The 24773-nt window shown below is 71.4% G+C and carries 16 protein-coding genes and 2 pseudogenes; 12 read left to right on the plus strand and 6 right to left on the minus strand.

The features are described from left to right. Positions 1 to 871 (plus strand): RICIN domain-containing protein (locus tag V7E45_RS03610; RefSeq protein ID WP_333772579.1); only part of this gene is annotated, 871 nt, incomplete at its 5' end. Between the two features lie 51 nt (positions 872 to 922). Here V7E45_RS03610 and V7E45_RS03615 read toward each other — a convergent pair. Together V7E45_RS03615 and V7E45_RS03620 are read right to left on the minus strand one after the other, a co-directional pair. Next, a complete protein-coding gene (locus V7E45_RS03615) occupies positions 923 to 1429 on the minus strand; it encodes a hypothetical protein (RefSeq protein ID WP_333772580.1) in 507 nt (168 codons plus the stop codon). Between the two features lie 41 nt (positions 1430 to 1470). Continuing rightward, on the minus strand, positions 1471 to 2565 hold the full coding sequence (locus tag V7E45_RS03620; protein WP_333772581.1) for a hypothetical protein: 1095 nt from the start codon (positions 2563 to 2565) through the stop codon (positions 1471 to 1473). Between the two features lie 411 nt (positions 2566 to 2976). On the opposite strand from V7E45_RS03620, the gene V7E45_RS03625 reads away from it, so the two are divergent. The 8 genes and pseudogenes from V7E45_RS03625 to V7E45_RS03665 all read left to right on the plus strand — a co-directional run bounded on the left by V7E45_RS03625 (position 2977) and on the right by V7E45_RS03665 (position 14926). After that, positions 2977 to 3696, plus strand: coding sequence for a hypothetical protein (locus V7E45_RS03625; protein WP_333772582.1), 720 nt, complete (start codon positions 2977 to 2979; stop codon positions 3694 to 3696). Between the two features lie 67 nt (positions 3697 to 3763). Then, the gene (locus V7E45_RS03630; RefSeq protein WP_333772583.1) at positions 3764 to 5605 is read left to right on the plus strand and encodes an FG-GAP-like repeat-containing protein; all 1842 of its coding nucleotides are present in this window, start codon (positions 3764 to 3766) and stop codon (positions 5603 to 5605) included. Between the two features lie 537 nt (positions 5606 to 6142). Then, on the plus strand, positions 6143 to 9880 hold the full coding sequence (locus V7E45_RS03635; RefSeq protein ID WP_333772584.1) for a terpene synthase family protein: 3738 nt from the start codon (positions 6143 to 6145) through the stop codon (positions 9878 to 9880). A 696-nt stretch (positions 9881 to 10576) separates the two neighbouring features. Then, positions 10577 to 11673 (plus strand): annotated as a pseudogene (locus V7E45_RS40535) (IS110 family transposase). Between the two features lie 32 nt (positions 11674 to 11705). After that, positions 11706 to 12998: a bifunctional 3-oxoadipate enol-lactonase/4-carboxymuconolactone decarboxylase PcaDC gene (pcaDC, locus tag V7E45_RS03650; RefSeq protein WP_333772587.1), complete on the plus strand. Its 1293-nt coding sequence runs from the start codon at positions 11706 to 11708 to the stop codon at positions 12996 to 12998. A gap of 35 nt (positions 12999 to 13033) precedes the next feature. After that, on the plus strand, positions 13034 to 13669 hold the full coding sequence (locus V7E45_RS03655) for an MBL fold metallo-hydrolase (protein WP_333772588.1): 636 nt from the start codon (positions 13034 to 13036) through the stop codon (positions 13667 to 13669). 42 nt (positions 13670 to 13711) lie between these two features. Next, positions 13712 to 14491, plus strand: a complete 780-nt coding sequence (locus tag V7E45_RS03660; protein WP_333772589.1) for an exodeoxyribonuclease III — start codon at positions 13712 to 13714, stop codon at positions 14489 to 14491. A gap of 15 nt (positions 14492 to 14506) precedes the next feature. Then, a complete protein-coding gene (locus V7E45_RS03665) occupies positions 14507 to 14926 on the plus strand; it encodes a DUF6278 family protein (RefSeq protein WP_333772590.1) in 420 nt (139 codons plus the stop codon). A gap of 373 nt (positions 14927 to 15299) precedes the next feature. Here the strand turns inward: V7E45_RS03665 and V7E45_RS03670 are convergent, their stop codons facing one another. Together V7E45_RS03670 and V7E45_RS03675 are read right to left on the minus strand one after the other, a co-directional pair. After that, entirely contained in the window at positions 15300 to 16865 is a 1566-nt protein-coding gene (locus V7E45_RS03670; protein ID WP_333772591.1) for a CocE/NonD family hydrolase, read from the minus strand. A gap of 105 nt (positions 16866 to 16970) precedes the next feature. Then, on the minus strand, positions 16971 to 17723 hold the full coding sequence (locus V7E45_RS03675) for a hypothetical protein (RefSeq protein ID WP_333772592.1): 753 nt from the start codon (positions 17721 to 17723) through the stop codon (positions 16971 to 16973). 144 nt (positions 17724 to 17867) lie between these two features. On the opposite strand from V7E45_RS03675, the gene ggt reads away from it, so the two are divergent. Beyond that, on the plus strand, positions 17868 to 19670 hold the full coding sequence (gene ggt / locus V7E45_RS03680) for a gamma-glutamyltransferase (RefSeq protein WP_333772593.1): 1803 nt from the start codon (positions 17868 to 17870) through the stop codon (positions 19668 to 19670). 60 nt (positions 19671 to 19730) lie between these two features. Here ggt and V7E45_RS03685 read toward each other — a convergent pair whose 3' ends face one another. After that, positions 19731 to 22310: an ATP-dependent Clp protease ATP-binding subunit gene (locus V7E45_RS03685; RefSeq protein ID WP_333772594.1), complete on the minus strand. Its 2580-nt coding sequence runs from the start codon at positions 22308 to 22310 to the stop codon at positions 19731 to 19733. A 640-nt stretch (positions 22311 to 22950) separates the two neighbouring features. Further along, positions 22951 to 23727 (minus strand): type I methionyl aminopeptidase, encoded by a 777-nt coding sequence (map, locus tag V7E45_RS03690; RefSeq protein WP_333772595.1) that lies wholly within the window; start codon positions 23725 to 23727, stop codon positions 22951 to 22953. A 65-nt stretch (positions 23728 to 23792) separates the two neighbouring features. On the opposite strand from map, the gene V7E45_RS03695 reads away from it, so the two are divergent. Both V7E45_RS03695 and V7E45_RS03700 read left to right on the plus strand, forming a co-directional pair. Continuing rightward, entirely contained in the window at positions 23793 to 24044 is a 252-nt protein-coding gene (locus tag V7E45_RS03695) for a helix-turn-helix domain-containing protein (protein ID WP_333772596.1), read from the plus strand. Positions 24045 to 24169: 125 nt separating this feature from the next. After that, positions 24170 to 24773: pseudogene (locus V7E45_RS03700) on the plus strand (hypothetical protein); the annotation flags it as partial.

The raw sequence follows: 24773 nt of genomic DNA on the forward strand, positions 1-24773 counted from the left end.
TGCCGGCGACCTCTATATCGCCGACTACGGCAACAACCGCGTTCGCAAGGTCACGCCCGACGGCACGATCAGCACGGTTGCCGGCACCGGCACCGCAGGCTTCGGAGGTGACGACGGACCTGCCGCCTCGGCGAAGCTGAGCGGCCCGACAGGCGTGGCGGTGGACAGTGCCGGCGACCTCTATATCGCCGACTACGGCAACAACCGCGTTCGCAAGGTCACGGCCGACGGCACCATCAGCACGGTTTCCGGCACCGGCACCGCAGGCTTCGGAGGTGACGACGGACCTGCCGCCTCGGCCCAGTTGGACCACCCGATCGCGCTCGCCGTCGACTGCGTCGACACGCTCTACATCGCCGACTTCACCAACAACCGCGTCCGCAGAATCGCCTCGCCAAAACTCGCCGGGCTGCCAGAGTCCGGCACCGTGGTGTCCTGGGCGAACGTCCGCAGCAGGCTGCGCATGGGGGTCCAGCGCGAGTCAACCAAGGACGGCGCGGAGATCCAGCAGACCCTGGCCGCCCCCCGCGACCACCAGCGGTGGCGCCTGGTCGCGGCCGGCCAGGACGACGGCGACATCCTGTACCGGATCGAGAACGTGCGCAGCGGCAAGGTCCTGGAGGTCCTCGGAGCGCAGGAGATGTCCGGCGCGGTGGTCGTGCAGCGCGCCTACGAGGGCGGCGACGCACACCACCAGCACTGGAAGCTGATCCCGGTGGGCCCCGCGGACGGTGCCCCGCGCACGTACGAGATCGCCAACCGCAACAGCGGGTTGCTGCTGCGGGTGGACACCAACGCCCGCGCGTCGGTCAGGCAGGACGGGGCGGACGGCGACCACCGAGCGCGACAGTGGCAGTTGCTCCCCGTGTGACGCGCGAGGGGTCGGGGGCGACATCGTCCCCGACCCCTCGGAAGCGGGGTGTCACTTCGACTGGGGTGGCTTGTCCGCGGTCGGCTTGGGGGCTTGGGGGGCGTCCGGTGCCTTCGGTGCGTCCGGCGTCTTGGGGGGCTTGCTGTAGTCGCTCTTGCTGGGCCTGTCCTCCAGGTCCTCGTCCTTCTTCAGGCCGAGGTCGTCGGTCACCGTGGTACTCGACTCCCGCATGCCGGCGGAAGCCGCCGCTGACACCGAGCCGGGGTCTCCCGCGTACTGGGCCTGTGCTCCCGCTGATTCCTGGGTGGCCTGGATGAAGGAGCCGAGGAAGCCCAGGACGGCCCGTGCCTCGGGGGCCTGCTCCCGCACGATGCTCGCCCGGGATGAAGCTCCGTGGATGGCGGTGCTGAACAGGCTCGGGTTCGTGTCGTCGTACGTGTCGTCGTCGGCGTCCTCGAAGTCGACGCCGGCGCCTGGTTGTGGCTTGGTGCTGTCGGTGGTCACGGAGAAGAGCCCTGCGCCCTTGCCCGCGGAGTTGAAGATGTTGTCGAACACCATGGTTCGTCACCTCTGGTCGTCGTGGCGGCGATATCGGGCGGTCAGGGCTGTTTGTGCAGCGTCTGCTGGCTGACGGCGAGGGTCTCGCCGTCGAGCATCGTGTGGTGGACCTCCAGGGCGGAGACGACCTCGGCCAGTCCCTTCATGCGGAAGCCGCCGGGTGCGAGATCGATGTCGCCGATGTCGCGGGCGACCAGATTCTCGAGGCCGGGGTAGGTCTTGGTCTGCGGCGGAGAGAGGACCGCCACCGGCACGGCGTACTGCACGGCGATCAGGCCGGAGAAGGTCACCGGGATCTCGTAGGTGTACTGCTTGCGGGTGCGCCGTTGCGTGACGATGGTCTGCACGCGGGAGTTGGGCGGTACCTTCCCGGAGATCTGCGACTTCGATGCCCAGCTGGTGGTCAGGGAGCCGCCGACGGTGGCCGCGATGCCGAGGGCCAGCTGGGCGTTGAGCGAGGCGTTGCCGGTGGCGCTGCCTGTGGTGGTGAATCCCACCGAGTTCGTCATGCCGTTCGACGAGGAGTTCGTCGCGGAGCTGCTCGCGGACGTCTCGCTGGTGTTGGCGTTGTCGACTCCGACGCTGTCCTTGCTGTTCTTGTTGGTGACCGTGTTCGAGTTCCTGTTCGCCGTTCCGTTCTGGCACGACGCCTGGAGCTGCGACTGGAGATCCAGGCGGAGCTGGTTCTGCAACTGAAGTTGCAGCGACGCGCCGACACTGCCGCCGAAGGTGAGCTTGGCGTCCCCGTGGAGCGACCACGTGACCCCGTTCGACACGGTGAAGTCGACCGAGTCGGTGAAGGTCATCTCGGCCTGGCTGCGGTTGACGTACGTGCGCGAGGAGAACGTGTCGGGCGGAGGCTGGCCGATGTCGCCGCGCACCTCGATCAGCGGCTCCCCGAGGTTCATGTAGGCGAGCCAGCCCATCTGGAACGCGTTTCCGGGGAACGTGCCGAAGCTCGACTTGTTCACGGAGAAACCGACGGGCTTGTGCTTCACGCCGGAGGGATCGACGTAGACCAGGTTGGGGTGGCCCAGGATGGACTGCCAGGTCTGTTCGATGTTCAGTTCCCGCAGGTTCTTCTTCGTCAGGGGCTGACGCTTGGCCTGTACCAGGCTGTAGGCATTGGAAGTCATCTACTGTCCTCGACTCATTCCGACGAACCGCGCGCTCGATGAAAATTAAACAGAAATCCCCGCCGGTTCCTGCGGTCGAAATTATCACGTCACGAAATATCCAAGAGGGGCGTGCCTGTATATTGCACTCAATCGAGTGATAGGGATTGATGATCGTCCCGGATATTGCAGGGGAAGTGGCCCCGGATTTCCTCTCGTCACCCGATCGATGACTTTCCGGCTTCATCGCCCTTGGGTAGCCTGACCTTGGACGTTGGCGAGGGCCGCGTCCTCGCTTCGGATATCCGTCTGTTTTCGGACACGCTCTCCAGTTTGCGGAGATCGAGCTCACGGTAATGCGGCGCCATGGATCCGCCGCATCAATCGCCCGAAGTATTGTCCTACCCATCCAGCACAGGTGAGGATTCCGCGATGTACACGCAGGAACGCGCGACGATGTCCAATTTGGTGGTCGGCGGCCCGGTGGCGGTGAACAGTTACGACAACGCGATCGTGGCGGCACTCGTCGAGAACAGGCCGGTCATGCTGGTGCACGCTTTCAACGGCGGCTACCTGCGACCGGTCGAACTGAAGGAGACGAGCCACGACAAGGGGGTCAAACTGGCCACCGCACTCGACCCGGCCGTGAAGGAGGCGCAGGGCCACCTCTGGTACATCACGCCGGCCGGCTTCTTCGGACAGCGGCCGCTGTACGTCATCGAGAGCGCCGCGGGCCAGGTGCCTGCGAAGCCTGCCGGTGCGGTCGATGCCGACGCCGGTCGCGGCGACGACGGCAGGCCCAAGCCGCAGCGCAGGCGCATCAGTGTTCACCAGGACGCGCCCAAGAGCACGGCGGACACCGTCCAGGTCGGTCTGCCCGACAAGGTGGGCGACCTGTGGCGCGGGAAGAACGGCGCGCCCGAGGACACCCAGCTCTGGGTCGTCACGGTGACGCCGTGGGGCGGGATCACGTTCGTGCCGATCACCCACCCCGACACCATCCTCGGCTTCAAGGACCACGCGGTGGCGGCGGACAGCGAGGTGCGCGTCACCTACAACTGGGGCGGGGACTTCACCGGGACGGTCATCAACACGTTCTACCCGCGGCTGCCCAGCGAGTGGAACGTCCCCTACCACCACCTCTTCACGTGATCCGCGACTGCCGTCGCGCCGCATCCGTCCCGAGCCACCGCCCGCGCCGCCTGGAAGAGGCACCACGATGCCCGTGCCCACGGAAGAACTGAAACTTTGGATCGTCAACGACGCGACGGGGAAGACCCTCGCCGCCGACACCACGCGCGCGGACGGAGCCCTCGTCGTCCGCGAGGTCCCCGACGGCGGCTCCTGCCCGGAGCTGTGGCAGCTGGTGCCCGTACAGGCCCAAGGGGGCCAGTCCCAGGACGACCCGGCGTATGTGCTGCGTACCGTGGCCGGCGGCAAGGTGCTCGACAATCCCGCCGCAGCGGACCACGGCGTCCGCCAGACGAGTGCCACCGCCGGCAAGAGGAACCAGCAGTGGCGCGTCGTCCCCGTCGAGGGGGAAGCCGGCCTCTACTTCATCGAGAGCGCGGCCGACGACACCGTTCTCGACCTCGCCGACCCGCACGAGGACAGCGCCCGGGTCGTCCTGCGTGAGCACGATGACGGCGCGAGCGTTCAGCGCTGGCGGTTCGTGTCGGCAGAGCCCGAGCGCACCAGCGACCCAGCACTGCGCTGGGCCCACCTGGCCCACTGGAACGGCCGCCGGTCCTGGCGGCTGGCACGCTCCACCGCGCTGCGCCCGGTGCCAGGCGCGACGCCTTCCTTCAGCGACATGCTGCTGGTCCTCGAGCGGTTCGGCAGCGACCAGGACGCCGGCGGCTGGAAGAGCGAAGACGGCAACGGCTGTCCCGGCGGGCAACCGGGCTGGTGGGCCGGGCCCGGTGCGCGGTTCCTTGCCGACATCACGGGAGCGGGACGGGCGGACGTCGTAGGGCTCAAACCCGCCAAGGGGGCCGTGACGGCGTCCAGCAGAGGCGACGGTACCTTCGCCGACGAGGAACGCCTGCTGCACCAGCCTGGGCCGTCCCCGAGTCCCGCGGACCTGTGGACCCTCGCGGACACGACGGGAGGTGGCACACCTGACATCGTCGTGCTGGCCGCCGACGGCCTCCGCGTCGCTGCACAGGACGAGAGCGGGGCGTTCATGCCCGCGGGCGGCAAGCCGGTCCTCAAGGCGTTCGGCCACGGCGACAAGGCGGGCGGTTGGCTCCTCGACAAGCATCCTCGTTTCCTTGTCGACACCACCGGTGACGGCAGGCTCGACGTGGTCGGCTGCCACGACGACGGCGTCTGGATCTCGCTTCAGGACGAGGACGGAAAGTTCGCACCGCTCCCTGACGAGCCGGTTCTCCGGGCGTTCGGCCACGGTGAGAAGGCGGGCGGTTGGCTCCTCGACAAGCATCCTCGCTTCCTCGCCGATACCACCGGCGACGGACGCACCGACATCGTCGGCTGCCGCGACGACGGCGTGTGGGTGTCACTGCAGGACGAGGACGGCACCTTCGCCGAACCCCTCTACGTCCTCGACGACTTCGGGACCGACCAGGGCTGGGACTCGGTTAAGGAGCACCCCCGGTTCCTGATCCGCACCATCGGTGACGGAGCGATGGACATCATCGGGTTCGGCCCCCAGGGTGTCGTCGTCTCCCGCGGACGCGGCGACGGCACCTTCGAGCCCTCGCAGCTCGTCCTGAACGACTTCGGGCACGCCCAGGGCTGGACGGGCGGCAAGCACCTGCGGTTCCTCGCCGACGTCACCGGCGACGGCAACCCGGACATCGTCGGCTTCGGTCACGAAGGGGTCTGGGTAGCACACAACCGCGGCGACGGCCTGTTCGACCAGGCCCAACTGGTGTGCCGCGGCTTCGGATACAGCGACGAGGCGGGTGCCTGGCGGGTCGACCGCCACCCCCGTTTCCTCACCGACATCACCGGTGACGGACGCGTCGACATCGTCGGTTTCGGCGGCCCGGGCGTGTACGTGGCCCGCAACCTCTTCCGCCGCTTCAGGACCCGGTGACCCCCTGAGGGCCCTCACGGCGCCGCGCGCGAGCGGACCGTCGCACGCGGCGCCACTCCGTTCACCGCGCGCAGGGCACCCGAGGGCCGGCGGGCGGCGCCCGGTTCGGTTCGCACGGAAGGGTGGTTTACCCACTACGGCCGGGCCCTGCCGCGCCTGGGCAGGCTGTGTTGGGTGGAGCAGCCATGTGCCGCGATGCGACGGGACGGAGACCGAGATGCGTGAGCGGGTGCCGCCCCTGGCGTCCTCACGATGGGGCGTGCATGCCTCCGAAGCGCCTCGATCTGTTCACAAGTCAGTCGTACCCGCTGCCCGAGGGACGCGCGGATCGGAGGTGATGTCGTGATGGGCCTGCAGCACACGAGCGCACGTCCGCCGGGCGCCCCCGCCGCCCGTCGACGCCTCGACGACCACCGAGCCTCGGACAGAGGCTCGGTCTGCAGCTCCGCCTGGGTCCGCGCCGAACGTCAGGTGCGTGCCTGGGCGGTCGCCCATCGTCTGGTTGCCGACGAGGAGGAGGCGCGGAGACTGGCCAGGATGGGACACGGACGGCTGGCCGGCTGGCTGGCCCCCGGGGCCGCTCCCGCGGAACTGGCACTGCTGGCGCAGTGGGGTGCGTTCATCGCCTTGGTCGACGACGGCTTCGACCGGCACGGCCAGTCACCGGAGCAGGCCCGGGCTGTGCTCTACCAGCTCCTCGACGTGCTCGGCGCCGCCGACGGCACCCGGTACCCGGCATCGGCGGCACCGGTGGTGCGGGCGCTCGCCGACCTGTGGGAGCGGACCAGGATCGCCGCCCGGCCAGGGTGGAGGCAACGCTTTCTCGCGCTGTACCGGGACTTCGCCGAGGCCACGGTCACCGAACTGCGGCTGCGTACCCGTGGTGAACGGCTGGGGCTTCATGACTACGTGGCGTTGCGCCGCCGAACCATCACGGTGCTGCCGGTGCTGGCCGTTGTGGAGCGGGCTCTGCCCGCGGCGGCCGACCTCGACGGGTTACGGGAGGCGGCGGCCGACATCGTCGCCTGGGCCAACGACCTGCGGTCCGCACCGCGGGAACTGCACGAGGGCACGGACAACCTCGTCGGCGTACTCGCCCGCCACCATGGTTGCAGCCTGTCCCAGGCAGCGGCCCGCGCTCGCGGCATGCTCGCGGAGCGCATGGACGAGTCCGACCGGGCCGCACACGGCGAGCGGGCCGCGACGATCCGCCAGGTGCGGGACGGCTCCCTCGCCTGGCAACGGGAAACCCACCGCAACCCGGTAGGAGGCGGCTTCACCGCCGACGAGCAGGAACGGGGCGTGCCGGCACTCGTGCAGCACCTGACCGTCGCCGTGGACGCGGCCGGCCATGTGGACGACCGCTGCGGCAGCCGCGTGCTGGAGTCCACGCTGCTGCTGGCCCTGCTGCGTGCGCAGGGCGCGGAACCGGGTGAGCAAGACCGGCTGGCTCGCTTTCTGCGGCGCCGCCGGCCGGGCGCAAGCAATGTGGATGCCCTGCTGATCGACGCCTGCCTGGACCCCACCGGCATGGCTGATCGGGCACTGGACCGGGCCGCCGGCCTACCTGCGGCGGTGAGCAGCGGCACCGCGGGGCGCGGGCGGCTGAAGTCCGTCATGCTGCGCACGGTGCTGCACCTGCTGTGCGGCTCGGCACTGGAGAGCAACGACGCACCCGCTCCCGTCGGGCCGGAAGGCATCACCACCTTCACCGACGTACACCTGCTGTCGACCCGCATCATCCACGCGCACGCCTGCGGCCGCCCGCACGCGGTCACCGACGCCGAGCGGAACCGTCTGGTGTCGCTCCTGGCCCTCGGGCCCAACCGGGTCCTGTGGGAGGCCAGCGCCACCACCCACCTCCTCGGCCTCCACGCCGTGCGCATCTTCCGGCCCGGCGACCCGGTCCTCGACGACGGACTGCTGCGGCTCTGCCTGGCCATCAATGCCGACGACGGCGTGCCGTTCCTGGACAGCCAGGACCTGTGGCTGACCGCGGTCGCGGGCCTGGCCTTCACCGGCGAGAACACTCTGGCGCGCCACATCCCGCGGATGGCCGACCTCGTGGCGTCCTGGCAGGCCCCCGACGGTGGCTGGCCCTTCGCCACCGGCATGCGGCAGACCGACGTGGACACCACCACCCGGTGCATGGAGTTCCTGCACGCCGCCGGTCCCGACCGGTACCACGAGGCATTGGAGAAGGCGACCGACTACCTGACGGACATCGCCGGACCGGACGGCGGCTTCCCCACCTGGGTAAGCGGCGACTCACCGGACCTGGACATGACCGCCGGCGCCATCCTCGCGCTCGCCCCCCGCGCCGCACACCACGAACGCCTCCTGACCGGCGCACTCGATTTCGTACTCAGCGCCCAGCAGAGCGACGGGACGTTCGAGCGCAGCTGGACGATCAGCGAGTCCAGCGCCATCCTGCGCGCCGTAGACGCCCTCCACGCGATCCCCGTCACGAGCTCCGCCCTCGCCACCCGCATCGCCGCCGCCACCGTACGCTCCGTGACACGCCTCATCGCGACGCAGAACCCCGACGGCGGCTGGGGCCAACTCCCCGACGACCCCAGCGACGTCCTCTCCACCGCCCAGGCCGTCCCCGTACTCGCACGGCACGGCGACCCGCTCTCCGTGAGCCGGGCGGTGATCTACCTGCTGAAGCAACAGGACCCCGACGGCGGCTTCACCTCGCCGCCCGACCAGGTCGGCCCCCGACCCCTGCCGTTCGACTATCCGGTCCTCACCGACATCCACACCCTGTCCGCCCTGCGCAGCGCCCGTGTGCCGGCCGTCCCGGCACGCCGCACGCCCTCCGCGACGTCCGCACCTTCCCGAGCCTCCGCTGCCTCCGGAGCGAAGTGGTCGGCCCTGGAGGCCGGTATACACGGTGTGCTGCTGCGGCCGGAACAGGCCGCCTACGAACAGGCCCGCCTGCTGGTCAACCAGCGGTTCGACCACATCCGCCCGCAGGCGATCGCCTACCCGGCCGATGTCCACGACGTGGTCGAATGCGTAAACTTCGCGCGCACGAGCCGCGTCCCGCTGGCGCTGCGCTCCGGCGGCCACAGCTACGCCGGATACTCCACCGGCCCCGGGCTCGTGATCGACGTCAGCTCCCTCAACTCCGTCGGGGTCGGCGGTGGGCGGGCGCGCTTCGGAGCGGGCGTCAAGGGCATGCAGGCCCACCAGGCGCTGGCCGCGGCCGGAGCCGGCCTGCCGCTGGGCCGGTGCCCCACCATCGGTCTGGCCGGAGTCACCCTCGGCGGCGGACTGTCCGCCTTCACCCGCGCCTGGGGCCTTGCCTGCGACCATCTGCGCGAAGTCGAGATCGTCACCGCCGACGGCCGCATCCGCCGCGTACGGGCCGACTCGCCGTCCCCGGACGACGACCTGTTCTGGGCCCTGTGTGGGGGAGGCGGAGGTAACTACGGCGCAGTCACCGCGCTGGAGTTCGCCACCGAGGACATCCGCGACCTCAGCTGCACGAGGTTCCTGGTCAGCTGGCCCAGCACCGCCACCGCGGCCGTACTGCGGGGCTGGACGGTCTGGAACGCCGACCCCACGACGCCCCGTTCAGTGACCTGCGCCTTCGAGCAGCTCAGCGACTCCGGCCTGCCGTCACTGCCCACGGTGACGGGAACGTTCATCGGCACGCCGGCCGCCCTCGAGCCGGTCCTGGACCGTCTGACAGCCGCGGTGGCCCGGCCGGAGGCGGACCGGGTCGTCGTTCCCTGCGACTACACGCGGGCCGCGAGTGAGGCGGACCGCTGGGGAGGAGGCACCTTGGGACCCCGGGTCGCCTTCGCGGCCAAATCGCACATCGTGCGGGAACCCCTCAGCCCGGCAGCCGCAGCCGACATGTCCGCAGCTCTTGAGCGGCTGCACGGCTTCACTGCCGTGGGCGGGGCGAGCGGCCTGCTCATCGACGCCCTCGGTGGCGCCGTCCACGACCGGCCCCCTGGCGCGACCGCCTTCCCGCACCGGGCTGCCGTCGGCGTCGTGCAGTACCACTCCTACTGGCACCAGTTCACCGACCCCGTACACGTCGACCGCAGACTCGAATGGCTGCGCGACACCCACGCCACCATGCAGGCGCACCTCGGAACCGGCGGCTACACCAACGGCATGGACCCGGAACTCACCGACTGGCAGACGGCCTACCACGGCGACAACTACCCCAGGATGCAACGCGTCAAGGCCGGCTGCGACCCGGACCAGTTGTTCACCTTCCCCCAAGCGGTCACCTGCCGCCCGGCCGACCGGTGAACGCCGCCATCCGACCACGCCGATCACGTCCGACCGTGCGGTCGAGGAAGTCTGGAAGAAGCTTCCCAACAACTGGCCGCACCCGCGGTGGGGACAATCGTCTGACAGAGAAAAGGTGATGTTGGCTTCCCGGTTGAGCCTTGGCGCTGTCAAGAAGCCGGTACGGCGTGAGCGCGATCACGGCCGCCAGAGGCCGCTGCAGTCCGCCCGCTCCGTCAGGCGTGCGGTCAAGCCGTGGCCACGCACGATCGCGAGTCGCCGGCCGCGGTGTCAGCCACGGGCCGATTCGTGCCATCACACGACAACTGATCGCCGATGAGGCGGCCCCAGGCTGTCCGCCAATGCCGGTCGCGGGTGGCCGGGAAGTCGACTCGCGTCACCCCGACCAGGCCAGGCTGAGCGCCGGTTCAGACAAAGTCGTCCGGCAGTAATCGAGTCATGCAGTTGGACCGACATCAGTGGGACGGTTGCACACTGCCGTCCCGTACGAGGGTCTGACTCATGAGATCTATGACCGAAGTGTCCAGTCACAGGCTTGTCGACTGCCGTTGCGGGATGGCGCCTTCCGGTACCGAGCCACAGGACGTGTCCCTATAGGGGCCTTGCCGCGTTACAGGCGCCATCACGGTTCAGACCGTCCGAAGGGGCCGGTGCCATCCATCCAGCAGCACATCATCACTTGGGAGACGAACCATCATGACGAGCCGACAGCGCAGTATCTCCTCGAGCACGGATCCTCCCGTTCGGCGCGAGGTCGTCCTGGGCGTGGACACGCACGGCGAGGTGCATGTCGCCGCCGTGATCTCCCCCTCGGGAAGATCCTGGAGACCGAGTCCTTCCCGGCGACGGCGGCCGGCTACCGGCAGCTGCTCGTGTGGGCACGCAAGCGGGGAACGGTGCGCCGGGCCGGTGTGGAGGGCACCGGCACCTTCGGCGCGGGCCTGTCCCGCTACCTGCTGGCCCAGCGGGTGGAGGTATATGAGGTGAACCGGCCCGACCGCTCGGCCCGCCGGCTGCTGGGCAAGTCGGACCCGCTCGACGCTCAGGCCGCCGCTCGAGCCGTGCTCAGCGGTCGTGCCCGGGCTCGGGCCAAGTCCGGTGACGGCCCGGTGCACAGTGCCCGGTTGTTCCAGCTCGCCAAGGACTCCGCGGTCAAGGCCCGCACCTAGGCGATCAACCAGCTCAAGGCCGTCCTGGTCATCGCCGATCCCGCCCTGCGAGAACAACTGTCCAGCCTGGGCAATGCCGAGCTGTTCCGTACCTGCGCACGCCTCGCCCCGCACGATGGTGGGGGAGACGAAGACGCGGTGGTCCAGGTCACCCACCTGACGTTGCGCATGCTCGCCGAGCGCATCGAGCAGCTCACCGGGCAGATCGACGAGTTGAACCAGCGCCTGACCGGGCTTGTCGAACGCCACGCCCCACAGCTGCTTGAACGGGTGGGCATTGGTCCGGACGGCGCCATCACTCTCCTGATCACCATGGGAGACAATCCCGACCGCCTGAACTCCGAGGCGTCCTTTGCTGCCCTTTGCGGAGTCAGCCCCATCGAGTACTCATCCGGCCGGCGGAGCACGCACCGGCTCAACTACGGCGGCGACCGCCAAGCGAACGCGGCCCTGCACCGCATCGTCTTCACCCGCCTGCGTCACGACCCGCGCACCCAGGCGTACTACGAACGCCGCACTCAGGAAGGAAAGACCCGACGCGAGATCATCCGATGCCTCAAGCGATACGCAGCCCGTGAGGTGTTCAACCTGGTCAGACCGGTGGCCCACACCCCTGCGTTATAGGGGCGTCCGTGAGACGTGAGAGGGTCTGGGGCGTGAGTGAGACACCCCCGAACACCCTGCAATACCGCTTTGACGGGCCAGAAGACGCTCCGGTCCTGATCCTGGGTCCCTCACTGGGTACCACATGGCACATGTGGGACCGGCAGGTCCCCGAGCTGACGAAGCAGTGGCGGGTCTTCCGGTTCGACCTGCCGGGCCACGGTGGCGCTCCCGCCCGTCCGGCCGGCTCGGTCGGCGAGCTGGCGGACCGCCTGCTGGCCACGCTGGACGCGCTCGGGGTGCAGCGTTTCGGCTACGCCGGCTGCGCTCTGGGCGGCGCGGTCGGCCTGGAGCTGGCGCTGCGCCGCCCCGAGCGGCTCGCCTCGCTCGCGCTGGTCGCCGCCTCGCCCCGGTTCGGCACCGCCGACGAGTTCCGCCAGCGCGGCGTGGTCGTACGGTCCAACGGCCTCGACCCCATCGCCCGGTCCGCGCCCGACCGCTGGTTCACCGGCGGCTTCGCGGCGGCGCAGCCCGCGATCACCGAGTGGGCCGTGCAGATGGTGCGCACCACCGACCCCGGCTGCTACATCGCCGCCTGCGAGGCGCTCGCCGGGTTCGACGTCCGGCCCGAGCTGGGCCGGGTCGGCGCGCCGACGCTGGTGCTGGTCGGGTCCGACGACCGGGTCACCGGCCCGGCCGAGGCCCGCACCCTGGTCGCCGGGATCCCGGACGCCCGGCTCGCGGTGGTCCCCGGCGCCTCCCACCTGGTGCCGGTCGAGCAGCCCGCCGCCGTCACCGACCTGGTGGTCCGGCACTTCTCCACCGCCTGGCAGCAGCCCTTCGACACCGGCCAGACCGCCCTGCCGGCCGCCTCGGTCAACCCGGCCCCGGCCGCGGCGCCCCGGTTCGTGCCCCGCGCCGAGATCGCCCCCGCCGCCGTACCGCAGGCGCAGCCGTTCGGCGAGTCCGACCGGTACGGGACCGGTCTGAAGGTCCGCCGGGAGGTGCTCGGCGACGCGCACGTGGACCGGGTGCTGGCCCAGGCCGACGACTTCTCCGGCGACTTCCAGGAGCTGGTCACCCGCTACGCCTGGGGCGAGGTCTGGAACCGGCCCGGCCTGGACCGTCGCACCCGCAGCTGTGTGACGCTCACCGCGCTGGTCGCCGGCGGCCATCTGGAGGAGCTGGCCGCCCACACCCGCGCCGCCCTGCGCAACGGCCTCACCCCGGACGAGATCAAGGAGGTGCTGCTGCAGGCCGCCGTGTACTGCGGCGTCCCGGCGGCTAACAGCGCCTTCCGGGTGGCCCAGCAGGTCATCCGCGAGGAGACCACGCCCGCGGAGTGAGTCCCCGGCCGCCGCACCCGGCAGGATGGGGAGGCATGAAGCTCACCAAGAAGTCCCACGCCTGCGTCCGCCTGGAGAAGGAGGGGCGCACGCTCGTCCTCGACCCCGGCGGGTTCACCGAGCGGGACGCGGCCCTCGGCGCGGACGCGATCCTGGTCACGCACGAGCACCCGGACCACTTCGACGAGGGCCGGCTGCGGGCGGCGCTGGAGGCGAACCCGGCCGCCGAGGTCTGGACCCTGCGGGCCGTCGCCGACCGGCTCGCCGCGGCCTTCCCCCGCCGGGTGCACACCGTCGGCCACGGCGACACGTTCACCGCCGCCGGCTTCGACGTGCAGGTCCACGGCGAGCTGCACGCGGTGATCCACCCCGACCTGCCGCGCATCACCAACGTCGGCTACCTGATCGACGGCGGCAAGGTCTTCCACCCGGGCGACGCCCTCACCGTCCCCGGGCAGCCCGTGGAGACGCTGCTGGCTCCGGTGCAGGCGCCGTGGAACAAGATCGCCGAGGTGATCGACTACGTCCGCGAGGTCGCGCCGGGGCGCGTCTACGACGTCCACGACGCCCTGCTCACGGACCTGGCGCGGCCGATCTACGACACCCACCTCGGCAATCTGGGCGGTGCCGAGCACGTGCGGCTGGCTCCGGGGGCGTCGGCCGAGGTCTGACGCGCGGCCGCGTTGTCGTACCCGCCGGGTAGGTTGTGAGGCATGCGCATCGCGACCTGGAACGTGAACTCGATCACCGCCCGCCTCCCGCGGCTGCTCGCCTGGCTGGAGAGCAGCGGCACCGACGTGCTCTGCCTCCAGGAGGCCAAGGTCGCCGAGGGGCAGTTCCCGTTCGACCAGCTGCGCGAGCTGGGTTACGAGGCTGCGGTGCACGCCACCGGCCGGTGGAACGGCGTGGCGGTGCTCTCCCGCGTCGGTCTGGAGGACGTCGTCAAGGGCCTGCCCGGCGACCCGGGCTACGACGGCGTGACCGAGCCGCGCGCCGTCTCGGCGACCTGCGGCCCGGTCCGCGTCTGGTCGGTGTACGTGCCCAACGGCCGCGAGGTGGAGCACGCGCACTACGCCTACAAGCTGCAGTGGATCGAGGCCCTGAGGGCCGCCGTGGCCGGCGACGCCGCCGGCAGCCGCCCGTTCGCCGTGCTGGGCGACTACAACGTGGCGCCGACGGACGACGACGTCTTCGACCCGGCCGTCTTCGAGGGCTCCACCCACGTCACCCCGGCCGAGCGGGCCGCGCTGGCCTCGCTGCGCGGGACGGGCCTGACGGACGTCGTCCCGCGGCCGCTGAAGTACGACCACCCGTTCACGTACTGGGACTACCGCCAGCTCTGCTTCCCCAAGAACCGCGGCATGCGCATCGACCTCGTGTACGGCAACGAGCCGTTCGCCAAGGCCGTCAAGGACGCCTACGTCGACCGCGAGGAGCGCAAGGGCAAGGGCGCGTCCGACCACGCGCCGGTGGTGGTCGACCTGGACGTGTGATGCCAGGCTTGGCCCATGAACATTCCGTTCCTGGGCCACCGGCACGACAGAAGCGGTACGGCGGCGCTCCCGGCCGACCCCGAGTCGATCGCCGCGCTCCTGTCCGAATGCGAACTGCTCCGCTCCCAGGCGGAGGAGGCCGGCGTCCGGCTCGACGACTCCCCGGCCTCGCTCGAGGCGCTGGACCAGGTGGTCCCGCGCTGGCGCGACGACGCGGAGATCCTGCCCTGGCTGGGCAACGACGCGGGGCTGTACCTGGGCACGGTCGTCGTGCGCACGGTACCCGGCGCGGCCTGGCGGATCCGGTCCGACGGCGAACCCGTCGTGCGGCTCGCCTCGGGCCGTGAGGTCGAGGTGGTGGAGTCCGGCCGGGAATGGGCCACGAGCGGCGTCCCCGAACTGTCCCAGCTCTACGCGGAGGTCTCCGAGTTCTGAGGCGGGCGGGGAGCCGCGCGCCGAGCCCCCGCCGGATCAATGCGACATACATCACGTATGCGGCGTAAATACGGCTAATGCCCGCAAAGTGCGTGTCGCCCCCCAGGGCTCCCGGCGGCTGGATAGTTTGCGGGCCGAGAGAGCACGACACGAAACGCCATGGTGGGGAGCGGATGGGGGGCCGCGGACGCACACCGGGAGACGCAACCCGGCCGACCTCGACTACGCTTTGCCGTTCATCCCTTTGTGGTGACGGCGGCCCCGCCGGTCCACGACAGGATGACGCCACTGCCGGTGGGGTACCCCCCACGGCCCTGAAACCGTAGGGGGCGGCAGTACACACGGGCCAGGCTCGTCCGGCGGCAGCCGGAGATCACTGCTCGCGCAGGGGGACGGACACGTATGACGGGTCGTCCGACGGCGAGGAGAAGGTCAGCTGCGCGCCGGACGGGTTGTGCTCGGTGTAGAGCGGGTCGACCGTGTCGACCACCAGCGCGAGCCGGTGCCCGGCCGGGACGTCGTAGGCGGTGGAGAACAGATCCAGGTCTACGCCGAACGGCTCGCCGGGGGTGCGCCCGTACCAGGTGTACGGCGCGTTGGTCACCAACTTGCCGAAGCCCAGCGGCCCCACGTCGTACAGGTAGGCGATCAGGGTGCCGCTCTCCTTGGTCGGGGTGAGCGTGGTGTGCAGCGTGGCGGTCCCGCGCACCTGCTGCGGCGTCCCGTACCGCTCCGACTGCCACACCGCGGCCCAGCGGCGCGGCAGCAGCGGGATCGAGGCCATGGGCGGCAGTTGGGCGACCTGGTCCAGGATGGAGGACAGGAAGACGATCCCGCCGTCCGCGCCGGAGTCGACGTTGGCGTGGATGGTGCTGGAGCCGGCGAGGTCGATCTTCCGGCGGGTCGCGCCGACCGACTTCCAGTCGGGGTAGCCCTCGTAGCCCGCCGCGCTACGGGACTTGAGCTGGACCGGCTGCTCGCTGTCGATGCCGTTGCCGACTCCCCTCAGGTAGTGGTCGAACCAGCGCCCGGTGTCCGTCCACACGTCGTTGGGGAGCCCGAAGAGGCCGGTCAGTTCGGCGGTCGCGTGGTCGCCCGGGCGCATCTCCAGCCGCTTGGGGACCGTCAGTTTCTCGTAGAAGTCGGCGTATTGATTCGCCGGGAAGACGGTGTCGCCCCAGGCGTTGGCGAGCATGACCGCGGCGCCGTTCTCGTTGAGCTGGTCGACATAGGTCGCGACGGAACGTTTCCGCCCCCAGTCGATCATCTCCTGTTCCTTGCTCAGGTTCGAGGCGTAGAAGTTGTCGAAGATCTGCCGCAGTTCGGGGCTCTCGCGGCCGGTGACGACGCCGGCGCCGTCCAGCAGGGCCCCCGCCTGGACGTGCTGGGTGCGGCCCGAGTAGATCGAGGAGATCAGGTCGGCCCAGCCGCTGAGCGCGGCGACCGCCTTGATGCGCTTGTCGTGGGCGGCGGCCAGAAGGCTGATGCCGGCGCCGTAGGAGACGCCCGCCATGCCGATGTGGCGCGGGTCTGCCGGGGTGTGGGCGAGCGCCCAGTCGATCACCTTGGAGGCGTCCGCTATGTCCGGCGGACCGGCCACTTCTATCTCGCCGCCGGACTGCCAGAACCCGCGCACGTTGTAGGTCAGGACCACGTAGCCGGAGTCGGCGAGCTGCTGCGCCTGGGCGAGGTACTCGGCCTGGGGCAGGCCCCAGCTCGTGGGCAGGACGATGAGCGGGTAGGCGTGCGTGCCGTCGGCGCCCTCGGGCGTGACGACGTTCGCCTTCAGTACGGTGCCGCCGTCGCCCGTGATGTCCACGAAGCGGACGGACGGGGCGGCCTGGGCGGCCGGCGCCAGGCCGACGACGCCTCCGGCGATCAGGGCGGCCGAGACGGCTCCGGCGGCTGAGGTGCGCAGGGTGGCGCGACCATGTCCCATGGGTCACTCCTCGACTGGTGACAGTGCAAAGTGACCCGACGGTAACCGCGGGACCTTACCCTAAGTAACCCGTCGGTAAGTTACGTACGGGTAAAGCTTGTCGGGTCACGACGCCGGCTGCGTGACACCCGGGGCCTCGGCCGCCGGGAGGGGCGCCTGTGCCGCCCGGGTCACGTCCGCCACCAGCTCCACCAGATCGGGGCCGTACGCCTGGGAGTTGACCACCTTCAGCAGCAGCACGAAGGAGCCGCCGCCGTACTTGCGGCTCAACCGCTCGTGGTTGCGGGCGAGATAGCGGGTGGCGGCCTGGTTGGTGATGGCCCGCTGACCGCAGAAGAGGAACACCGGCCGGGTCAGCCGGCCGGCGGTGAGCCGGGCCAGCAGCACGTACTCCGTGACCCCGGCGTCCATCCGGTAGCGCTCGCCGCCGATCTGGAACGCACCGCGGTCCGGGCCCGGTTCGGCGTCGACGTTCACCCGCACCCCCGGGAGCATCGCCGACATGTGGGCCAGCATCCGCCGGTTGGAGCCGGGGCCGCCCACGCAGAACTCGGTGCGCTCGCCGACCCCCTGCTGTGTCGCGTCCTGCGTCACCATTCGCAGGTGCGCCCCGCAGTCCTTGATCAGCGCGGACAGTTCGAGCAGCGCGAACACGTCGAAGCGGTGCACGGCGTGTTCCGCCGTCGCCGGGTCGCGGTTGACGACCAGCAGGCACTCCGCGTTCTCCGGCAGCCCGAAGAACGCCTGCTTGCGCCGCAGCTTGCGCCGCCACAGGTAAGTACGGGACAGCCAGCCCAGCGCGGTGCTGACACCGGCCGCGATGACGCCCAGGACGATGTTGCGCACGTCGTCGTTCATGGCCGCGCATGCTAGCGGGCCCGGACCCCGTCTACGTACCGGTGTTCGAGGTGTGACCCCCGGTGCGACGCGTGCCGGAGGCGTACTGTCGGTACTGCGGGCAATCTGGTTACGCTGCGCGGACTGTCCCTGCAGGAGGTACGGATGGGTCGTCCTGGCACGCGGAAACTGGCGGTTCTGGCGGTCTCGGCCGCCCTGGTGTCGGTGGGAGCGGCCGCGCCGCCCGCCGCACCTGTGAGCGGCGAGGTCACGAAGGTGCCGGTCGCCGTCGGTTACGGCGGCGCGGTGGCCAGCGTGGACGCCGACGCCACCGCCGCCGGCATCGAGGTACTCAAGAAGGGCGGCAACGCGGTCGACGCGGCCGTCGCCACGGCCGCCGCGCTCGGCGTCACCGAGCCCTACTCGGCCGGCATCGGCGGGGGCGGCTACTTCGTCTACTACGACGCCCGCTCGCGCACGGTGCACACCATCGACGGCCGCGAGACCGCGCCGCAGTCCGCCGACTCCGGCCTGTTCCTGGAGAAGGGCAAGCCACTCGCCTTCAACGACGCCGTCAGCAGCGGACTGAGCGTCGGCACCCCGGGCACCCCCGCCACCTGGCAGGCGGCGCTGGACGAGTGGGGCAGCGAGCGGCTCGGCACGGTCCTCGGGCCCGCCGAGCGGATCGCCCGCGACGGCTTCACCGTCGACGACACCTTCCGGTCGCAGACCGCCTCCAACGAGACGCGCTTCCGCTACTTCCCGGACACCGCGAAGCTGTTCCTGCCGAACGGGCGGCTGCCGGTCGTGGGCTCCCGGTTCCGCAACCCCGAACTCGCCCGCACCTACCGGGAACTGGGCCGCCGGGGCACCGGCGCGGTCTACCGCGGCGACATCGGCGACGACATCGTCAAGACCGTGGAACACCCGCCCGTGGACCCCGCCTCCGGCTGGAACGCCCGCCCCGGCAAGCTGGCCGAGAAGGATCTCGCCGTCTACCACGCCAAGCCCCAGGCGCCCACCAGGGCCTCGTACCGCGGCCTGAACGTGTACTCCATCGCGCCCTCCTCCTCCGGCGGCACGACCGTCGGCGAGGCCCTCAACATCCTGGAGAACAGCGACCTCTCCAAGGCGAGCGAGGTGCAGTACCTGCACCACTTCATCGAGGCGAGCCGCATCGCCTTCGCCGACCGGGGGCGCTGGGTCGGCGACCCCGCCTTCGAGAACGTGCCGACGAAGGACCTGCTCTCCCAGCGGTTCGCCGACTCGCGCGCCTGCCTGATCAAGGACGACGCCGTCCTCACCAGCCCGCTCGCACCGGGCGACCCGCGCCACCCGGCCGCCTGCGGCAAGGGCGGCACGGCCGCCCCCACGACCTACGAGGGCGAGAACACCACCCACCTCACGGTCGCCGACAAGTGGGGGAACGTCGTCTCCTACACGCTCACCATCGAGCAGACCGGCGGCAGCGGCATCACCGTGCCCGGCCGCGGCTTCCTGCTCAACAACGAGCTGACCGACTTCTCCTTCGCCCCGGCCAACCCGGACGTGCACGACCCGAACCTGCCGGGACCGGGCAAGCGGCCGCGCTCGTCCATCTCGCCGACCATCGTGCTCGACCGGCACAACAGGCCCGTGGTGGCGCTCGGTTCACCCGGCGGCGCGACCATCATCACCACCGTGCTGCAGACCCTCACCGGGTTCCTCGACCGGCACCTGCCGCTCGTCGACGCCATCGCCGCACCGCGCGCCAGCCAGCGCAACGCGGCCCAGACCGAACTCGAACCGGCCCTGTACGACAGCGCCTTGCGGTCCCGCCTGGAAGCCCTCGGACACAGCTTCAAGCTGAACCCCGAGATCGGCGCGGCCACCGGCGTGCAGCGGCTGCCGGACGGCAAGTGGCTGGCCGCCGCCGAGAAGGTACGGCGCGGCGGCGGCTCGGCGATGGTGGTGAACCCGGCGCCGTAACGGCGTCGGCGGCGGCCCTCCGGGCGACCCTCCGGACCCTGCGGCTCGGAGGGCCGGACCCTACGACTCCGGAGGGAGCGGCGGCGCCTCCTGGACCGGTTCCGGGGCGGGCGGTTCGGGCGGCTGGGCACGGAAGTCCAGCCGTCCGTCCGCCACGTCCACGGTGACCCGGCCGCCCGGCGCGATCGTGCCGTTCAGCAGCAGCCGCGACAGCTGGTTGTCGACCTCCCGCTGGATGGTGCGGCGCAGCGGGCGGGCGCCGTACTCGGGCTGGTAGCCGCGCTCGGCGAGCCAGTCGACGGCCGCGTCGGTGAACTCAACCGAGACGCCCTGGCCGTCCAGCAGTCGCCGGGTGCGCTCCAGCAACAGGTCGGTGATCCGCCGCAGTTGCTCGCTCGTGAGCTGCCGGAAGACGACGATCTCGTCGATGCGGTTGAGGAACTCCGGCCGGAAGTGCTCACGCAGCGGCCGCAGGATCCGCTCCCGCCGCGCCTCCTCGTCCGCGCCCGCGCCGCCCGGCCCGAAGCCGATCCCGGCGCCGCGTCCGGTGATCGCCTCGGAGCCGAGGTTGCTGGTCATCACGATGACCGTGTTGGTGAAGTCCACCGTCCGGCCCTGCGAGTCGGTGAGCCGGCCGTCGTCCAGCACCTGGAGCAGGATGTTGAAGACGTCCGGGTGGGCCTTCTCCACCTCGTCGAGCAGGAGCAGCGAGTACGGGTGCCGGCGCACCACCTCGGTGAGCTGCCCGGCCTCCTCGTGGCCGACGTACCCGGGCGGGGCGCCGACGAGCCGGGAGACGGTGTGCCGTTCCTGGTACTCGCTCATGTCCAGCCGGACCATGCGGTCCTCGCTGCCGAACAGGGCCTCGGCGAGCGCGCGGGCCAGCTCGGTCTTGCCGACACCGGTCGGGCCGAGGAACAGGAAGCTGCCGATCGGCCGGTCCGGGCTGGACAGCCCGGCCCGCGAGCGCAGCACCGCCTCGGCGACCACGCTCACGGCCTCCTCCTGGCCTACCACCCGCTGGTGCAGGTGCTGCTCCAGGCCGAGCAGCCGCTCCTTCTCCTCCTGGGTCAGCCGGCTGACCGGGATGCCGGTCTGCCGGGACACCACCTCGGCGATGGCCTCCGCCGTCACCTCCAGGTGCAGCCCCTCGTCGACCTCGTCGCCGCCGCTGGCCTCGGCGATCCGGCCCTTCAGCTCGCCGATCCGGTCGCGCAGCTGCGTGGCCCGCTCGTACTGCTCGTCGGCGACCGCCTGGTCCTTGTCGCAGACGAGCTGCTCGACCTCGCGCTCCATCGCCCGTACGTCCGTGCCCTTCGTCCGCGAGCCGAGCCGCACCCGGGCGCCGGCCTGGTCGATCAGGTCGATCGCCTTGTCGGGCAGGCGCCGGTCGGTCAGATAGCGGTCGGACAGCTCCACGGCCGCCACCAGCGCCTCGTCGGTGTAGCGGACCTGGTGGTGGGCCTCGTAGCGGTCGCGCAGGCCGCGCAGGATCTCGATGGTGTCCTCGACCGTCGGCTCGGGCACCAGGATCGGCTGGAAGCGGCGGGCGAGCGCCGCGTCCTTCTCGATCCGCCGGTACTCCTCCAGCGTGGTCGCGCCCACGATGTGCAGCTCGCCCCGGGCGAGCGCGGGCTTGAGGATGTTGCCCGCGTCCATCGCGCCGCCCTCGCCGCCCCCGCCCGCGCCGACGACGGTGTGCAGCTCGTCGATGAAGACGACGAGCCGGTCGGAGTGGGCGCGGATCTCCTCCACGATGGTGTTCAGGCGCTCCTCGAAGTCGCCCCGGTAGCGGGTGCCCGCGACCACTCCGGTCAGGTCCAGCGCCACCACCCGCCGGCCGGCCAGTATGTCCGGTACGTCACCGTCCACGATCCGCTGGGCGAGCCCCTCGACGATCGCCGTCTTGCCGACGCCCGCGTCGCCGATCAGCACGGGGTTGTTCTTGCCGCGCCGGGACAGCACCTCGATGGTCTGCTCGATCTCCGTGTCGCGTCCGATGACCGGGTCGACACGGCCTTCCCGGGCCAGCTCGGTCAGGTCGCGGCCGTACTTGTCCAGCGTGGGCGTGGAGGTGGGCCGGCGGGTCTCCGGCCGGGTCTGGGTGGTCTCCGGGGTCTCGGGCGGCAGGGAGTTCGCCGAGAAGCGGGCCGCGTTCAGGATGTGCCCGGCCGCCGAGTCCGGGTTCGAGGCCAGCGCGCTCAGCACGTGCTCCGGGCCGATGTACCCGGCGCCGCTCGCCCGCGCCATGTCGTGCGCGTCCAGCAGCGCCCGCTTGACGGCCGGGGTGAGCGACAGCGAGGTCGGCGGCGGCACCTCCCCTGGCGGGTGCTGCACGGGGCCGGCGCGGTGGTCGATCTCGGTCGCGAGCGAGTCCGGATCGGCGCCCGCGCGGCTCAGCAGACTTCGGGTGGGCTCGGCCGCCAGGGCCGCGCGCAGCAGGTGCTGGGTGTCCAGGTCCCTGCTGCCGTGCTCGACCGCGTACACCGCGGCCCCACGGACCAACTCGCGGGCCGGCTGGCTGAGCAGGCGGCCGATGTCGATGTGCCTCGGGCCGGGCCGGGCGTCGCCGGTCCCGCCGAAGAAGCGGGCGAAGAACTCGCCGAAGGGGTCCTCCGGGCCGTTGTAACCGCTGGTCATCGTTTCGTTTCCTTCGCAGACGACGTGCGGAGCGGCCGGGTAACCCGGGGGTGGGCCGCTCCTGCCACGATGACACGAGCTTGTGCGAAGGGCACGCGCGGAGAGCCGCGCCGGCTTGGCGAGGGTTGCGGTGCCGCGCGGGCTTTGGCCGGGGGCCGGGCCGGGGCCAAGGCACGCGTGGGCTCGAAGGGCCCGTGCGAGGGCTGTGTGGGCGCGGGAGCGAGTGGGGGAGGCCACACGGGGGTTTCCGCGAGAGGCGGGCCGTGAGGCGCCCCGAACCCCGCTCAGGCGGGCTCTCGAGCCGGCGCGCGTCCCCGTGTCCTTCGGACGGGTCCGCGGCCCCGGGCATCCACGGCCGCGCGCCGGTCAGCCGGTCCCTGGGGCCCACGACTCCACCTCTCAGCGGCTTCCGAGCCGGCGTGTGTGCCCGTGTCCTTCGGGCGGGCCCTGCGCCCGGGAGCCACGGCCCCCGCGTCGGTCGGAGGGGCCGTCGGCCTATTGGTGCGTCCGGGGCTTCGCGGCGGCGGGCAGGGTTGCCGCCGGGCTACGAGGCACAGGGGCCGGGCCGGTCAGCCGGGCCGTCGGGCGTGCGGTGTACGGACCCCGGGCCGCTGGGCCCTGGGGCCACCCGCACTCCTGCTCAGCCGTCCTCCCGGGCCGTGAGGACGCGGGGACCCTCGGGGGTGATGGCCACCGTGTGTTCGGCGTGGGCCGCTCGCGAGCCGTCCGACGTGCGGAGGGTCCAGCCGTCGTTCGCCTCGTAGTAGCCGTCCTTGCCGCTCGCGATCAGCATCGGCTCGATCGCCAGGGCCATGCCGGCGCGCAGCGGGAGACCCCGGCCGGGCCGGCCCTCGTTCGGCACGTCCGGTGCCTCGTGCATCCGGCGGCCGATGCCGTGGCCGCCGAAGCCCGCCGGGATGCCGTAGCCGGCCCCCCGGCACACCTGGCCGACGGCGTGCGCGATGTCGCCGATGCGGTTGCCCACGACGGCGGCCGCGATGCCGGCCGCCAGCGCGCGCTCGGCGGTCTCGACCAGGCGCAGGTCCGCTGGGCGCGGACGGCCGACCACGAAGCTGGTCGCCGAGTCGCCCACCCAGCCGTCCAGCTCGGCGCCGCAGTCGACGGAGAGCAGGTCGCCGTCGCGCAGGCGGTAGCCGGTGGGGATGCCGTGCACGATCGCGTCGTTGACCGAGGCGCAGACGACCGCGGGGAAGGGGGTCGCGGCGAAGGACGGGCGGTAGCCGAGGAACGGGGAGGTCGCCCCGGCCTCGCGCAGCACCTCCCGCGCCACCTCGTCGAGCTCCAGCAGGGAGACGCCGACCCGGGCGGCCCCGCGCACGGCCGTCAGGGCCCGCCCGACGACCTGGCCGGCCGCGTGCATCGCGTCGATCGATGTGTCCGTCTTCAGTTCCACCATGCCAATTACTATACCGGTATTTGAATAGGGTCGATGATCGGAGGTGCGGTATTAGAATGGGTGGCATGGTGCGCACCCCCCTCACCCCCGAAGAGCGCGAGCGCGGCGAACGGCTCGGGCGGTTGCTGCGCGAGGCGCGCGGCCGACGCAGCATGGCCGAGGTCGCGGCCGTGGCCGGCATCTCCGCCGAGACCCTCCGCAAGATCGAGACCGGGCGGGCGCCGACGCCCGCCTTCTTCACGATCGCCGCGCTGGCCAGGGTGCTCGGGCTGTCCATGGACGAGCTGGCGGTGTGGTGCGCGCCGGTGGGCGTCTGACGCGCGCCGGGGGGAGTGGGGCGAGGAGGTGCCCGCATGCTTCCCGAAAACTCTGCGTAGCAGGTCCGTAACACAACTGGTGTTGCCTACCGAGCGGAGTGCTGGCGATCGGGTGGGAGTCGGGCATGGCAGTGGATCAACTCCCGAGGCGGGTCAGGGAGTTCGCGAACTACCTGGACGGCTTCCTGGAGCGCCTGAGGCAGGACGGGGGCTGGTGCGGGATCTTCTGGCGGCGCGACCCGGAGGGCATGCGGGCCTGCCTCGACGGGCTGGAGGTGCCGCCGTGGGACGTGATGGAGGCGCTGCTGCAGGACCTGGCCGCCGCGTACGGCCCCGCCGCGGCCGCGGCCGAGCGGGAGCGCGCGCTGGCCCTGCACACGGCCGCCGTCGCCGCGTTCGACGCGCTACCCGGCGCCCGGGACGCCCTCGGTGACCGCCTCGACGTGATGCTCAGCGCGCAGCGGCACGCCGTCGAGCGCCAGGCGGAGCTCGCACTCCTGCTCGCCGCGGCGGCCACCCGCGAGGAGGCCGACGCCCTCCGCGTCGACATCGCCTGGGCTCACGACGACCACGAGCGGGCCACCGCCCGCTGCACCGCACTCCGGGCCCGCCTGACCGCCCTGGAGCGGTCGGCGGCGCCGGAAGGCGGCATCCACCTCACCGGAGCTGAACTGTTCGGCATCACCGGTGGGCACTCCGCCCCGAGGCACCCCCGCCCCGCTGACACCC

This window comes from Streptomyces sp. IBSBF 3136, assembly GCF_036815105.1.
Taxonomy (GTDB): Bacteria; Actinomycetota; Actinomycetes; order Streptomycetales; family Streptomycetaceae; genus Streptomyces.